The sequence below is a fragment of the Weissella diestrammenae genome (genome assembly GCF_014397255.1).
Taxonomy (GTDB): domain Bacteria; phylum Bacillota; class Bacilli; order Lactobacillales; family Lactobacillaceae; genus Weissella; species Weissella diestrammenae.
The window spans coordinates 576,145-590,724 of the sequence record NZ_CP060724.1; the positions used below are offsets into that span (position 1 = coordinate 576,145).

The following is a 14,580-nucleotide window of genomic DNA, read 5'->3' on the forward strand; positions in this document are numbered from 1 at the left end:
ACGTGCTACTTATTTAGCATATTCAATTTTTGTTAATGGAAAACGATCTGTCAATGCCCGTACATCACGTGCAATTTGTGCTAATGCTTCTGGGTCATCGAAATGATCAAAAGTCCGTAAAATGAGTTTGGCAACTTCTTTTGCTTCAGTTTCTTTAAAGCCACGCGTCGTAATCGCAGGCGTTCCAACACGAATACCAGAGGTGATAAACGGACTTAATGGTTCGTTTGGAATTGCTTCTTTGTTGGTTGTAATTGCCACAGAATCTAGCAAATTTTGAGCTTCTTTCCCATTTAGGCCAGTTTCAGTCAAATCTAAATTAAAGAGATGGTTATCAGTACCGCCAGAGATGACGCGTACCTTATCTGATTGATCAAATACCTCAACCATCGCTTTAGCATTAGCTACCACTTGTTGGCCATATACCTTAAAGCTTGGTTGCATATCCTCATAGAATGCAGCCGCTTTTCCAGCAATCACATGTTCTAGCGGTCCACCTTGTGTACCTGGGAAAATCGCTGAATTAATTTTTTTGCCTAATTCTGCCTTCGCCAAAATCAAGCCCCCACGAGGACCACGTAAAGTTTTATGCGTTGTTGTTGTCACAACGTCCGCAATACCAACCGGCGTTGGATGAACACCAGCGGCAACCAAGCCGGCAATATGCGCCATGTCAACCATTAAATAAGCACCAACTGAATCTGCAATTTCCCGGAAACGTTTGAAATCAATCAACCGTGAGTAAGCTGATGCACCAGTGACAATCAATTTTGGTTTAAATTCTGCCGCCAAAGCTGCTACTTGCTCGTAATCAATCAATTCTTCTTCATCTAGCCCATAGGCATGAAAATGATACAACTTACCAGAAAAATTAACTGATGATCCGTGGGTGAGATGCCCACCTTCATTTAAACCAAGACCTAATACATGGTCGCCAGGGGCCAACAAAGCTGCATATACAGCTGCATTTGCTTGAGAACCTGAATGTGGCTGAACGTTTGCATATTCAGCGCCAAAAAGGGCCTTGGCACGGTCAATGGCTAGTTGCTCAATTTGATCAATAAATTCCGTACCACCATAATAACGCTTGCCTGGATAGCCTTCAGCATATTTGTTGGTCAGAATACTACCTTGTGCTGCTCGAACACCCGCTGAGGCAATATTTTCTGACGCGATTAATTCGATGTTGTGTTCTTGACGATCAGCCTCTCGATCAATCGCCGACCATAGTTCAGGATCAAATTCACGATAAGTCATATGCTTTCCTCCATAAATCCGACTACAATGTTAACCCAGCTTGTTACCAACAAGATAAGTCAATATTGTCATATTAGCTAAACTCTTCAACAGTAAAATGATGGCCACCTGCCGCTTTGCCTAAACGATTGTTATATGCTGCATTTTCTGGTGTATCCGGCATTGATGCAACAAGAATGGTTTGGATATCTTTTTGGTCATCAAAGTGGCGCAGCCCAGCAAAAAGTTTAGCTGCGGCACTATCTCCATTATCGCCCAGAGACCAAACAAAGTCCATGCCCGCTAACTGATGAATCTCAATTAACTGATCTGGCATCATCAAACCAACCGGCTCTAATTGCCCTTGCGCCCAAATGACAGCTGCTGTCCAATCCTGATAATCCACGATATAGACTGCTTTATCCGGTGCATAGTGTCGATATTTCATACCAGGCGCTTTTGGTGCTTCGTCAGCTGCAACGTGCTGTTCACTGGTATCAACCACAGTGTCGATAACGGTCGCTATTTGCTCTGCCGTGATTTTGCCTGGTCGCAAGATAACTGGTTGCGCCACTGATAAATCAATGACCGTTGATTCAACCCCAATCCGTGTTGATCCGTCATCTAAAATGCCAGCAATCTTTCCATGCAAATCATGATAAACATGTTGTGCAGTGGTTGGACTGGGTTTTCCAGAGGTATTGGCCGACGGACCCACCAATGGTGAACCTGTTTCAGTGATTAAGTTTAAAGTTGCTTGATTATCTGGCATGCGTGAAGCGACAGTTGTCATTCCTCCCGTCACAACCGGTGATAAAACATTCGGTTTGACCGGTAAAATAATGGTTAGTGGGCCTGGCCAAAATGCTGTCATCAATTTTTGCGCCCGTTGATCAACAACCGCATATTGTTGCACCTGTTCTGGTGTGGCAACATGAACAATTAATGGATTATCTGACGGACGACCTTTGGCCGCATAAACTTTGCTAACTGCATTTTCATTAAATGCATCTGCACCAAGTCCATACACCGTTTCGGTTGGAAAAGCGACCAATTTTCCTTGCTGTAATGCTTTAGCTGCAGCTGGAATTTCAGTTGACTGCCATATTTTTGTAATCATTACCTATCTCCTGCCATTAATTTTAACGTTTAAAGTTCAGCGCTACCTAAACACGTGACACTTTCAACATCCGATCGTGGCCACTCATATCTTGCCGTAGCGCCACTGTCACACCCGGCAATGCTCCAAATAATGCCAATAGCGTTGGTCCTTGAAGGTACCCAATTTCAAAATAAGCACTACCTTTAGGGTTCAAATGCGCCAATAATTCAATCAACAATCGCTTATAGATTGCCAAACCATTATCATCGGCAAACAAGGCTAAATCAGGTTCGAAACCTAAAACTGACTCGTCCATCACTGCACGTTCTTGTTCAGAAATGTATGGCGGATTTGAAACAATCACATCGAATGTGCCGTTAATTTGATCAAACAAATCGCTCGCCAAAAATGTCACTGATGCAGAAAATTGTTTTGCATTCATTTCAGCAACGGCTAACGCATCTTTTGAAATATCACTTGCAAGCACTTGCCAATTTGGACGTTCACTTGCCAAAGTAACAGCTATGGCGCCAGAACCGGTCCCGATATCAAGCACTTTTAAATCAGTTGTCGCTTGATCTTTTAAAACCCAATCCACCAACTCTTCAGTTTCTGGTCGCGGAATGAGAACCCGTCGATCAACATTAAATTCACGCCCATAAAATGGTGCATGACCAAGTGCATATTGGACAGGGACCCCGCCCTTAATTGCCCGCACTGCAACCATAAAGCGCAGACGTTTTTCATCTTCAATCACCGTATTTAAGTTATTCCTTAATTGTCCATAATCCCAATCCATCATTCCGGTGAGTAAGTAATCAAGCTGTGCCAGACGTTCAGTTGTATCTTGTAAATAAGGCTCTAGTTGCCAATCGCCCCATTCACGTAATGCTTCAAATGTCCATTGCTCTTCAAACATAATTTATTTCTTCAATTCTTCTAATTTTGCCGTTTGGTCGGCAATGACCAAAGCATCAATAATGTCTTCTAATTCACCATTCATAATGCGATCTAACTTATTTAAAGATAGACCAATGCGATGATCGGTTACGCGATTTTGTGGGTAGTTATATGTCCGAATGCGTTCAGAACGATCCCCTGTCCCAACGGCAGTTTTCCGCATTTCTGAATATTCCGCTTCATTTTGAGATGCATAAAAATTATACACACGTGCTTTTAAAATTTCTAACGCTTTGGCGCGGTTTTGTTGTTGAGATCGCTGATCTTGCATTGCAACCACAACCCCGGTTGGTATATGTGTCATTCGCACCGCAGATGACGTTTTGTTAACGTGCTGTCCACCGGCACCAGAAGAACGATAGACATCCACTCGCAAATCTTTATCTTCGATTTCGATATCAACGTCTTCATATTCAGGCATAACCCCAACCGTAGCGGTTGACGTATGCACACGACCCGCCGATTCAGTTTCAGGAACCCGCTGAACTCGATGCGCACCATTCTCGAATTTCAACTTAGAATAGACATTATCGCCTTGAATCATCAAAACCAATTCTTTATAGCCACCGATTTCAGTTTTGTTTTCATCAATAATCTCAACTGACCAGCCCTGCTTTTCAGCATATCGTTGATACATGTCATAGAGATTAGCGGCAAATAAGGCCGCCTCGTCACCACCGGCAGCGCCATGAATTTCCATGATAATATTTTTATCATCATTTGGATCTTTTGGTAACAGCATGATTTTCAACTGGCTCTCTAATGTTTCTTTTTCGGCCGTTAACGCTTTAATTTCATCTTTCGTCATTTCTTCCATTTCAGGGTCAAGCTTTTCTTGTAATAGCTCTTTGTCCCCTTCAATGCCATCAACCACTGACTTATAGTGCCGGAAAGTATCAACCGTTTCACGCAATCCACCCTCTTCTTTTGACAAAGCCATAAATCGTTGGGTATCACTAATGACATCCGGGTCACTTAACATTTCACTGACCTCATCGTAACGGTCAACTAATGCCTGAACTTTTTCAAAAATTTCATCCATTTTTACAAATTCCTCTTAGAGTTCTTTCATACGTGCTGCAATTTTATTGATTTCAGGATGGTTATAATGCCGACGACAAACAGGCATATAGGCATCATCCCCACCAATTTGAACTTGCGCTCCAGAATAAACTGGTTTTCCATCTGTAATTCGTAAATTCATCGTTGCTTTACGCGTACAAAATGAGCACAGCGTTTTCATTTCATCAATTTTATCAGCGTAAATTAATAGTGCTTCTGAACCCGGAAACAATTGATTAAAAGCATCTTGTTTCAATCCAAACGTCATGACTGGAATATCCAACACATCAACGACTTCAGTTAATTGACGCACCTGTGCACGTGTTAAAAATTGTGCTTCATCAATCAGAACCGCCGAAATGGCTTCTGCCTGTCGCGCAATCGTAAATAAATCATCTGTGTCATGAATGGCTAATGCCTCGCGTTGCATACCAATGCGGGAAGCAATCGCACCAATTTCTGTTCGATCATCCAAGGCACTTGTCAGCAATAAGACATGTCGGCCTTGCGTTTCATAATTATGTGCAACCTTTAAAATCTCGATGCTTTTACCGCTGGCCATTGCGCCATAACGGAAAAATAATTGCGCCATGTTGTCACACTCCTTTAAATTTCTGTCCTTTTTATTATACACGAAACACGCCTTAATAGAATGTATCCCCCTTGATATTAACTGGTTTTTTATGTCGATAGGCAAATAAAAAAAGCCGAATACGACTCGGCCTTAATTTTTAAAACGATTCTGGTGTGACAAATTTTAGCTTTTCTGACCAATCAACCGCTGGGTACTTACGTTTCAAACTGATTTCAAGCAATCGCAAGGCAAGGTTGCCATTACGCGTTAAAATCGGTCCATGAAAATAAGTGCCATATACGTTCTTATAAATGAGGCCTTCGCCACCATCTTCACCATTATTTCCTTTGCCTTTTAATACCTGTCCTAATGGTCGTTGATTATCGGCAATAAACGTCCGTCCTTGATGATTTTCAAAACCACGATATTTTTGACCAGTTTCTTGATTCACAATTTCTACATTGCCGGTAAAACGATTATGGGGTTGATTCAAAGTATAGTGTTGCATGGCACCAACACCTTCAATTCTTGTGCCATCGGCCAACAAGAAATATTGACCTAATAACTGGAAACCACCGCAGACACCCAGCAACGGACCGTCCGCTTCGATATATCGTTTAATTCCTGCAGCTTTTAACGGCAAGTCCTTGGCAACAATCGCTTCTTCGTAATCTTGACCACCGCCAAATAGGACAAAATCATACTGTTGATCATCAAATTCATCACCAATCGATACAAGTGAGACGTCCAAGTCAACACCTATTTGTTGCGCATAATATCGTAATGCAACTAAGTTACCATAGTCACCATATGTGTTCATTAAATCGGCATATAAATGCGCGGCATGTAATTGATAGTCTGCCATTTTTTACCTCTCTATCGTCAAGCTCTGACTCTAACAAATCTCACTTTTAAGCACCTAAATTAATAACCGCCCGCAATGAAGCCTTGTTGTGCCAATTTTTCTCGCAACTGCAACATCGCTGTATACGTTGCAGCAATGTAAACATGTGTTGTTGGCATTTGGTCAATTGCGGTCACAATATCATTCAAATCAGGATAATAAGGATGATCACCATATCCAGCCATTTTCAAACGCACATATAGATCTCGATAACGCTCACCACCAGTAGCAACTGTTTGTACACCCATTGTTTTGAGCGATTCAAAATCAGCATCCCAAATCCAACTCGTATCAATACCATCTGCATAGTTCGCATTTAATAGTGCAATCAATGAGAATGGTTCTGAATCAGTTTTCATCATATCCAATACTTGATTCGTTCCAACTGGATTTTTGATTAACACAATCGTCACTTCTTTATCATGTACGCGAATGACTTCTTGTCGACCAAATATTTGTGCATTTGCTTCGAAAGCATGTTTAATTTGGCTCACTTCCACACCTAACCAACGACCAACAGTATATGCTGCTAATGCATTGTAAATATTATAAAGTCCGCCTATTTCAATCTGGAACGTCTCGCCATCAATGTCAAAGTTAGAAAAACGCGGCGTCAATTGATTAATCTTTGTCACTGCATAGTCCAGTACCGGCCGTTTAAAATCATCTGAGTGCGAAAAATAAAATCCCTGATTAGCATACGTTCGAAAACGATAAGACAAAATCGTATGATCTGTTGGTGACAAAACACCATCAGTATTTAACGGAGCACGCTCATCACCTGTGGCTGGCAAATGGTTAAACCCAAAATATAGCTTAGGATTCGGTAAATCACCACGCATAAAGACAGGTGAATCTGCATTCATAATCACCATTGCTTCTGGTACAAGCCGAATGCCTGCTAGTATTTTTTCATACGTCGTATAAATTTCACCATATCGATCCAATTGATCTCGGAAAATATTCGTCAATACGAAGGCTTTTGGTTTTAACTGCTGTGTCACAGCTGCAACATTAGCTTCATCCACCTCCAAAATCACTAATGTCTTTTCAGCGACATCTTTAACTTTGGCTGATAACATGGTAGCAATCACACCTTGCATCATATTTGAACCTGATGGATTTGTGATTACGTTATCATATTTTTCACGCAAAACTCGTGTGATTAAAGCGGTTGTCAGTGTTTTACCGTTGGTACCAGTTACAATAATGACATCATACTGATTGGCCATATGCTGTAGTGCTTGCGGATCAATTTTCGCAGCCAATTTACCTGGTAATGATGTCCCACCTCGTTTAAGTACATCATGTAATAGCCAGTACGTTGTCCGACCAACGATTGTTGCTAATGAACTTTTAAAACTCATGCCTTACTCCCATCTCATGTTTGCCTGAGATAATGGGTTTTTCTCCCACTAATTTGCAAAATATATGTCTTACATTGTACACCAAAATCAACAATGTTTAAACGGCTGAGTGCCTTCACTAAGGTCTCAATCACTATTAAGTTCTCAAGTCACATTGTACTTTAAATCAATCTTTTCCTTAATCATGCGTCGATTTATCCACCTATTTCAAACAGATGTTAAATTGCTTTTCAATCCAACAGATACTTGAATGACACTATAAAAAAAGACCTTGAAATTTGCCAAGGTCAATTGCGGTTCCCAATCACCAGCATTATACAAATTGTGCTGATAACGCCAAATAATTTTGAATATCTTTTTTCACCATATCAGCCCCAGCCTGCCAAAAATCTGGTTGCGTTAAATCAACACCCAAATGTTGCTGGGCCAATTCTTCAGTTGACATTGCAGCTGTATCACGTAACAAAGCAATATACGCCGTTTCAAAATCTGGTTGTTCTTGAGCCCATGCGTAAATACCAGCACTAAATAAATAGCCAAATGTATATGGGAAATTATAAAACGGCACCGTATCACCATAAAAATGTAACTTAGAAGCCCAAAAATGTGGATGTTTTTCCGTTAGAACACCTGCAAAAGCATCTTCTTGCGCGGCACTCATCAATGTATTCAATCGGTCAGCTGTCACATAACCCTTAGCACGTTCTTGATAGAAAGCATTTTCAAATTCAAACCGCGCATGGATGTTTAGAAACATTGCGACTGGATTCGCCATTTTTGCATCCAGCAAAACGACTTTTTCAGCATCGCTCTTTGCAGCAGATACACTTGCGTCATTGACCACTAATTCGGCAAATGTTGATGCCGTTTCAGCGACATTCATTGCGTATTGATCCCGCAATGGTGGTAAGTCTGTTAATACACTCGAATGAAAACCATGCCCCAATTCATGGGCAATGGTTGCAGCATCGTTAACCGACCCAGTAAATGTCAGAAAAATACGCGATTCATGGATATCCGGCACACTTTCCATCCATCCACCCGGCTGTTTGCCTGGTCGATTTTCGGCCTCAATCCATCGATGTTCAAAAGCATGGGCCGCAAAATCAGCCATTTTTGGCGAATATTGCTTAAAATTTTGAATAATCAGTTGTGCGGCAGCATCATAACTCAATTCTGTTGGTGTATAATCTCCCAGCGTTGTAATTGGTGCAACTTGGTCCTGCCATGCAATACCATCCAGCCCCAACAACTGTGCCTTTCGTTCAAAAAATGGTTTAAACATTGTTTTATTCGCATCAACGACTTGCCACATCGTCTCAAGCGTCTTTTTTGACATGCGATTTAACATCAACGGTTCACTCAGGTAATCATTAAACCCGTGCGCTTTTTGCATGGTCAACCTTGCCCCAGCAATATGGTTGAGCGAATCAGCAGCGAGATTTTCTGCCTGCCCCCACATGACTTCATAGGCCTGCATAATACGTCGGCGTACTTGCGCATTCGGATAACCATCTAATTGATTCAGCGCCTGTCCCGCAGAAATCGTTTGTTCGTGATTGTTTTCATCTGTAAATGTCAAACTCAACGTGCCAGCTAATGTTTCATAATGTGCAGACCATGCGTGAATGCCATCGACTGCTAATTTGGCCATCACTTCCTCAGTTTGATCATCCAATAAGCGTTGGGCTTCTCGTCGCAATTCTTTTAACGCAAAACTAATATCTGTAAAAGCAGGAAGCTGCATAATTTGTTCAAATACTGATGTATCAAACGTTGCCAATATTTTTTTTAAACCATTCTCAGGCTCATTCAAAGCCACTGCCAATGATTCGACCTGTGACATATACGGCCGGTAAATGGCATTAGTAAAATCTGCGGCAAAATGCGCATTAACAAATAGATCAACCGTCAAATGACCTGCGAGAATCGTTTGATAATCTTCAGTTAACTGAGCTAATTTTGTATAATTTTCCGTCTCATCACTTAACTGATACTGCCTAACCGCATGCGAAAACGAATCAATTTGTTGTTGTAATAATGCTAATTTTTTCTTCAACGCCGGCGAGTGTATCCCACCCGGAAAAATAGCATCCAAGTCCCAATTTAAGGAATAAGTCATTGTTTAAAACTCCTTTTCGTCTCATAAACGTGACAACAATCCACCACTCAGTTTATCTTGTTATTCGTTCATCATTCATAATCGAATGTTTTATACCATATACAAAATAAATCACTACACCTAACACAAACCAGCCCAGCATCATCACTTTTGCATCAATTCCCAAGCCCATTAATACACCAAAGGCACTAAGCGCCGCTATGGCTGGTAAAATTGGATACAATGGCATTTTAAATGCTGGATCGGTTAGATCACGTCCTTCACGTGGGCGCAAACGATAAATGCCTAAGGACACGAAAATAAAGGCAACCAGTGTCCCTGCCGAAATTAATTGCGCCAATTGCGAAAATTCAAAAAATTCCGAAATCAATACTGCTACAGCAGTCAGACTCCACAACCCAACATTAGGTAAATGCTTGGCGTTGAGCTTACCAAGTTGTTTTGGTAATAGTCCATCACGACCAAAGGAATAAATCAGACGTGAACCTGCCATACTCATACCAATCAAAGCACTTAACATCCCTACAACCGCAATTGCACCAACCACTGCAGCCACAATTGGATGACCAATCATTCGTAATGCCCAAGCGACCGGTTCAGCATTGTTGGCATACCGCGTATATTTAAACATACCAACTAAAACAATTGAAACAGCTGAAAAGAGCACAACCGCAATCAATAATGAGCCCAATATACCACGAGGCATTGTTTTACCTGGATTTTTAGCTTCTGCTGAATTAGCAGCAATCGAATCAAATCCGATATATGATAAGAAAATTCCGGATACACCAGCCCAAATTCCCTGCCAACCACCAAATGGACCTGGCTTAATTGTTGCATCATAGGCAGGTATAAAAGGATGTAAATTCTTAGTTTGAAATGCGGTTAATCCGACTAATAAGAAAAGAACAATCGCAAATATTTTTGCTAAAACCAGAAAAATTTCAACCCGTGATGCGTTCTTAACACCTCGGCTTAATAATGTCGTCACAAGTAAAATTGCCCCAACAGCAATCACATCGCCAAAGCCACCTGATAAAATTGGCGTTGCAAACACAGTCGGAATTTGTACACCGAGTTCAGTGAGCAAACCACGTAAATTTGCTGACAAGCCTGAGCCAACAAAAGCTAAGGCAATAAAGTATTCAGCCAATAATGCCCAACCGGCAATCCAACCAAAAAATTCACCAAACAAGACATTAATCCAAGAATATGCTGAACCAGCAAAGGGCATGGCGGCAGCCATTTCAGCATAGGCAAACGCAATGAGTCCCGCGACAATTGCGGCGGCAATAAATGAAATAATTACCGCTGGCCCTGCATGACCAGCCGCAATAACACCTGGCAACGTAAAAATTGATGCAGATACAATCGTACCAACACCTAAAGCCAAAAAATCCTTTACTCCTAGCACACGCTGTAGCTTTGCATCTCGATCCTCATAATTTGCCGCATCTTCGCGACGACTCATTCGTTGCCAAATCCCCATATTCATACCCTCTACTGTTTTATTTATTAATCGTTTTCACATAATTCTTTAATAATACATGACGGAATAGCGTTTTTCAAGCAAATTACACCCGAGATTCATTTAATCAATCCTCTCTCTATTCCACATGATAGGTTTTTTCATCAATAAGATCAAAACTTGGATACCTATCATTTAAACTTTTAATCGGTGTTATTTGCGCTGTTTGCCAGAACTTCTTTGAATTAGTGGCCCCCTCTAATTCACCAATGACGATTAGCTCACCCTTAAAATGCATCCGAATCCATTCTAAAACCGCAACATCAATTTCTGAAGTGTCAGGCGCCCAACTCATAATAATCACTTCAGACTGTGCCCCATATTTTTCCAATGCTAATTGGACATCAAGGTGCTCAACCGCAGTGATTTCAGATTGATGGCGAACATCAGGTTGATTAATCCATGTGGCATTATCGATTGCGACAATTAGTTGGTCTTGATTACACGCCCGCAACCCCGCTGTTAAATAACCTCTTCCAGCCATCAATTCAAGTGTTGTTCGACCATTAAGGTACTTTGATAGGGCTTGAATCCAAGGTGCCGAAATATATCCGTACATACTGAATTGTTCAATGATGAAATCTCTAAAATGACGGAACAAAAAATCCAATTCTGATAGTGCATTGATTTGCGTCTGCCAAAAGGCATTCCCCAGCTCAGGTTGATTTGGATAACGTGCCAATACTGATTGTTGTAAATCAGCGATCATTGCCTCATCTATTTCTAACACCGGCAACCTTGGCGGTAAATTCCCCATTTTTAATGCTGAAATGGCATCAATAACCATTTCAATCAACTGACTAATCTTTGGTACCATTTTAAATTGGGCTTGATAATGCAACAGCTCATTGAGATATTCCTCCTCAATGAGCTGTTCCTCACCAACATGTATCTGTTGATTTTTCATATTAAAATAAATCTCCTTGATGATTGACTGGTAGGTCTTCATCAAAACTAAATATACTATTTTTTTCAGCAAAATGACGATTGATAATTTGAAAAATGTCAAATCGATCCTGATCCGTCAAAGCTTTACCGTTATAATCAATTTCTTTACCCGATAAGAATAACAAAGACAAATCGGTCTTTTCGACACTAATCCGTCCCACGAGAAAGTCCATTGTTACATCAAAGAAATCCGCTAATTTTCGTACTTCTAGATATGAAGGTGACCGGTCACCACGTTCCCAATTACCAATCTGCGCTGCAGTATTTGGCTTTTGACCTGGATCTAGTTGTTTATTCAACGCTTCAGCCAGAGTCTCTAGCGTAATATTGCGACTTTTCCGCAGTTCACGTAATCTTTCTGGAAACATACCCGGTCCCCTTTCTTCTTAATTAAAATCCATTTGATACTATTTTACCGAAAAAAAAGTAAGATTACCATGTTCTTATATGTTTTTATTAATATTTGTTGATAAAACTAAAACATCGACCGTCACTTGAGTTAATTGTTTTTGTTCCGCAGCAGCTTGTGCCTCCGGACGCGCACCCCAATGCAAAGGTGTCATGTGTAGTAAATCGACCCACAAATCCATTGGAATTGTCCATGAATACGTAACGTGTTCACTTGTCATGTCAGGGTAATGCGCTGCAAATAATTCTCGTACTCGCGTATTATCATAGGTATGATTCTCTGATGTCGTCGGATAGAGCATTTCTCGTAATTCTTTGAGGTAACCACTAGCTGGAATAACCTTAACCAAGTGACCATTTGGTTTGGCAACCCGGTTAAATTCACGATATGCACTAGGTGAAAAGAACTCGATGACACTATCGAAACTTTGATCATTAAATGGTAATTGGGCCAAATCAGCTACCGTAAAAAAAGCATCAGTCGTCAGCTGGGTCGCCAGATTAATGCCCGCTTTACTAATATCAAATCCGACTGCAGTATCACCAACCTGCCGCCGCTCCAAAAGACGCATGAGTGGTGTTCCTTCGCCAGTACCAACATCTAAAAGTGTTTGTGGCGTATCAGGAAGCGCCCGACCAACCGCATCAATAATGCCATCAAAAAGGCCGGCTGCCAGCACTCGCCGCCGTGCAGCCAACATTTTATCATCATATTCTGTATTCACGGCATGGTTCAAAAACACTAAACTACCGCGTTTATTTAAATCAATTTGATGCCCATTAACACAAACCAAACTATTCTCATTCAGATGATCATAAGGTTGATCACAAACTAAGCACCGAAACAATGTTAAGTGTTCAGTCACAAATTGACGTCCTTTTTCTATTTTCTTCATGCTACTCCCATATGAATTGCGTTTTATTTCATTATTGATTATTTTGCTTTGGATTGCCTAATAAAATTAATGATTCAGCAAAAATTGCCATTGCTTTGGTCAGATTAGCAACCGGCGTGTTCTCATTTGCCTGATGACTCGACACTGGCACATCTGGGAACTGACCACCAAAGGCCACACCACGGCGCAATAAACGCGCGTAGGATCCACCATTTGAAGTTTGTGGCCGCCGATAAAAGCCCGTCTGACTCGCATAAACTAATGATAGCGTCCCCACTAATTCATCTGTTTCCGATACAAAGTGCGGTAACATACTAACACTTTCTTCAGTTAACAGCATTGGTATTCGCTTACCAAAGCTTATTTGTACCTGCTTTTTTATTTTATCAACTGTTACGCCTAATGGGTAGCGAATATTTAAAACGATTGCACCTTGTCCATGGTCGGAATAACGCATTTCACCAACATTTAAAGTGAGCCTTCCCATGACTTGATCTTCATACGACAAGCCAATCTTAACCGCAAACGGATCATCATGCACTTGATGACCAATAAAATTTAAAAATTGTGCCGCATGCCCTGCAAATTCAAAACGAGCTAAAAAATTAGCTAAATACGTACCGGCATTTTGTCCATCTTCTGGATATGCACCATGCGCTTGTTGCCCGAAAAGTGTTAATGCGACACGTGATGACTGGTTAATTTTATTCGCTTTTCCGCGTAAAAAAGGATAACGTTTCAAATAATTTGCATAGGCGTGTATGAAAGCATCTTGATCTGGTACATCTACTCGAGCACGAGCTTCACCAGGAACAACATTGGCGCGATCGCCGGCAATAAATCGTTTCAAGCGATAAGTACCCGCAGACTCACTAGCAAATCTCAAACGCAAAGTTACAAACCCTTTCTCACCATTAATCACTGGAAAAGCGCCATCAGGCGAAAAGCCCATGGTCGGCTCCCCTCGGCGGCAAAATATTGTGGTAAATCACGCCAACCCGTTTCTTCGTCGGTTCCAATAATTAAGCGGATTTTACGTTGCACCTGAATATGATTATCTTTCAAATACTTCAGAGCATAGTATGCACTCATTAAATCGGCCTTCATATCGTGTGCGCCACGACCAAAATAAAGCCCATTGAGAATTTCAGGTTTAAACGCATCACGTAACCAACCATCACCGGCAGCAACCACATCAATATGCGTTAATATCCCGATTGACTCTTCAGCTTGACTTGGTCCATATTCAATCCAAGTCACTTGGTTATTCACACGACCATATGAAAAACCATCACGGCGAGCAAAAGCTTCCATTTTACTTAAGGCTCGAATCATATCGGCGCCATAAGGCGTTTGTTCACTGATAGTTTTGGAATCTAAGATAGACGGAATTTTGATAATTTGATCCAAATCATCAATCAATGCTTGTTCATAAGGCTTCGTTCGTTCAAACCATGTCACCATCTATAAGGC

14 protein-coding genes are annotated in these 14,580 nt (G+C 41.1%); all 14 read right to left on the minus strand.

Features of this window, described 5'->3' with window-relative positions:
• Positions 1–9: 9 nt before the first annotated feature.
• On the minus strand, positions 10–1,257 hold the full coding sequence (gene glyA, locus H9L19_RS02945; RefSeq protein WP_187529661.1) for a serine hydroxymethyltransferase: 1,248 nt from the start codon (positions 1,255–1,257) through the stop codon (positions 10–12).
• A 73-nt stretch (positions 1,258–1,330) separates the two neighbouring features.
• The gene (locus tag H9L19_RS02950) at positions 1,331–2,356 is read right to left on the minus strand and encodes an L-threonylcarbamoyladenylate synthase (RefSeq protein ID WP_187529662.1); all 1,026 of its coding nucleotides are present in this window, start codon (positions 2,354–2,356) and stop codon (positions 1,331–1,333) included.
• A gap of 46 nt (positions 2,357–2,402) precedes the next feature.
• The gene (gene prmC, locus H9L19_RS02955; protein WP_187529663.1) at positions 2,403–3,257 is read right to left on the minus strand and encodes a peptide chain release factor N(5)-glutamine methyltransferase; all 855 of its coding nucleotides are present in this window, start codon (positions 3,255–3,257) and stop codon (positions 2,403–2,405) included.
• A gap of 3 nt (positions 3,258–3,260) precedes the next feature.
• The gene (gene prfA, locus H9L19_RS02960; RefSeq protein WP_187529664.1) at positions 3,261–4,340 is read right to left on the minus strand and encodes a peptide chain release factor 1; all 1,080 of its coding nucleotides are present in this window, start codon (positions 4,338–4,340) and stop codon (positions 3,261–3,263) included.
• Between the two features lie 15 nt (positions 4,341–4,355).
• Complete coding sequence (locus tag H9L19_RS02965; protein ID WP_187529665.1) at positions 4,356–4,952, minus strand: thymidine kinase; 597 nt, start codon at positions 4,950–4,952, stop codon at positions 4,356–4,358.
• 139 nt (positions 4,953–5,091) lie between these two features.
• Positions 5,092–5,799, minus strand: coding sequence for a type 1 glutamine amidotransferase (locus H9L19_RS02970; RefSeq protein ID WP_187529666.1), 708 nt, complete (start codon positions 5,797–5,799; stop codon positions 5,092–5,094).
• A gap of 59 nt (positions 5,800–5,858) precedes the next feature.
• On the minus strand, positions 5,859–7,205 hold the full coding sequence (locus H9L19_RS02975; RefSeq protein WP_187529667.1) for a Mur ligase family protein: 1,347 nt from the start codon (positions 7,203–7,205) through the stop codon (positions 5,859–5,861).
• Between the two features lie 313 nt (positions 7,206–7,518).
• Positions 7,519–9,327: a M3 family oligoendopeptidase gene (locus H9L19_RS02980; RefSeq protein ID WP_187529668.1), complete on the minus strand. Its 1,809-nt coding sequence runs from the start codon at positions 9,325–9,327 to the stop codon at positions 7,519–7,521.
• Between the two features lie 52 nt (positions 9,328–9,379).
• Positions 9,380–10,816 (minus strand): APC family permease, encoded by a 1,437-nt coding sequence (locus tag H9L19_RS02985; RefSeq protein ID WP_187529897.1) that lies wholly within the window; start codon positions 10,814–10,816, stop codon positions 9,380–9,382.
• Between the two features lie 118 nt (positions 10,817–10,934).
• Positions 10,935–11,762, minus strand: a complete 828-nt coding sequence (locus H9L19_RS02990) for an SAM-dependent methyltransferase (protein ID WP_187529669.1) — start codon at positions 11,760–11,762, stop codon at positions 10,935–10,937.
• A gap of 1 nt (position 11,763) precedes the next feature.
• Positions 11,764–12,171, minus strand: a complete 408-nt coding sequence (locus tag H9L19_RS02995; RefSeq protein ID WP_187529670.1) for a helix-turn-helix domain-containing protein — start codon at positions 12,169–12,171, stop codon at positions 11,764–11,766.
• A 75-nt stretch (positions 12,172–12,246) separates the two neighbouring features.
• Positions 12,247–13,107: a methyltransferase domain-containing protein gene (locus tag H9L19_RS03000; RefSeq protein ID WP_187529671.1), complete on the minus strand. Its 861-nt coding sequence runs from the start codon at positions 13,105–13,107 to the stop codon at positions 12,247–12,249.
• Between the two features lie 31 nt (positions 13,108–13,138).
• Entirely contained in the window at positions 13,139–14,059 is a 921-nt protein-coding gene (locus H9L19_RS08275) for a Sapep family Mn(2+)-dependent dipeptidase (protein ID WP_243198205.1), read from the minus strand.
• Positions 14,026–14,571 (minus strand): M20/M25/M40 family metallo-hydrolase, encoded by a 546-nt coding sequence (locus H9L19_RS08280; RefSeq protein ID WP_243198207.1) that lies wholly within the window; start codon positions 14,569–14,571, stop codon positions 14,026–14,028. Before H9L19_RS08280 ends, H9L19_RS08275 begins: the two co-directional genes overlap by 34 nt.
• Between the last annotated feature and the right edge of the window lie 9 nt (positions 14,572–14,580).

Bases quoted from the DNA above. Each gene is read 5' to 3' on its own strand.
- H9L19_RS02950 (WP_187529662.1), bottom strand. From the start codon at position 2,356: ATGATTACAAAAATATGGCAGTCAACTGAAATTCCAGCTGCAGCTAAA.
- H9L19_RS02975 (WP_187529667.1), bottom strand. From the start codon at position 7,205: ATGAGTTTTAAAAGTTCATTAGCAACAATCGTTGGTCGGACAACGTAC.
- H9L19_RS02995 (WP_187529670.1), bottom strand. From the start codon at position 12,171: ATGTTTCCAGAAAGATTACGTGAACTGCGGAAAAGTCGCAATATTACG.
- H9L19_RS03000 (WP_187529671.1), bottom strand. From the start codon at position 13,107: ATGAAGAAAATAGAAAAAGGACGTCAATTTGTGACTGAACACTTAACA.
- H9L19_RS02965 (WP_187529665.1), bottom strand. From the start codon at position 4,952: ATGGCGCAATTATTTTTCCGTTATGGCGCAATGGCCAGCGGTAAAAGC.
- H9L19_RS08275 (WP_243198205.1), bottom strand. From the start codon at position 14,059: ATGGGCTTTTCGCCTGATGGCGCTTTTCCAGTGATTAATGGTGAGAAA.
- glyA (WP_187529661.1), bottom strand. From the start codon at position 1,257: ATGACTTATCGTGAATTTGATCCTGAACTATGGTCGGCGATTGATCGA.
- H9L19_RS02985 (WP_187529897.1), bottom strand. From the start codon at position 10,816: ATGGGGATTTGGCAACGAATGAGTCGTCGCGAAGATGCGGCAAATTAT.
- prfA (WP_187529664.1), bottom strand. From the start codon at position 4,340: ATGGATGAAATTTTTGAAAAAGTTCAGGCATTAGTTGACCGTTACGAT.
- H9L19_RS02970 (WP_187529666.1), bottom strand. From the start codon at position 5,799: ATGGCAGACTATCAATTACATGCCGCGCATTTATATGCCGATTTAATG.
- H9L19_RS02990 (WP_187529669.1), bottom strand. From the start codon at position 11,762: ATGAAAAATCAACAGATACATGTTGGTGAGGAACAGCTCATTGAGGAG.
- prmC (WP_187529663.1), bottom strand. From the start codon at position 3,257: ATGTTTGAAGAGCAATGGACATTTGAAGCATTACGTGAATGGGGCGAT.
- H9L19_RS08280 (WP_243198207.1), bottom strand. From the start codon at position 14,571: ATGGTGACATGGTTTGAACGAACGAAGCCTTATGAACAAGCATTGATT.
- H9L19_RS02980 (WP_187529668.1), bottom strand. From the start codon at position 9,327: ATGACTTATTCCTTAAATTGGGACTTGGATGCTATTTTTCCGGGTGGG.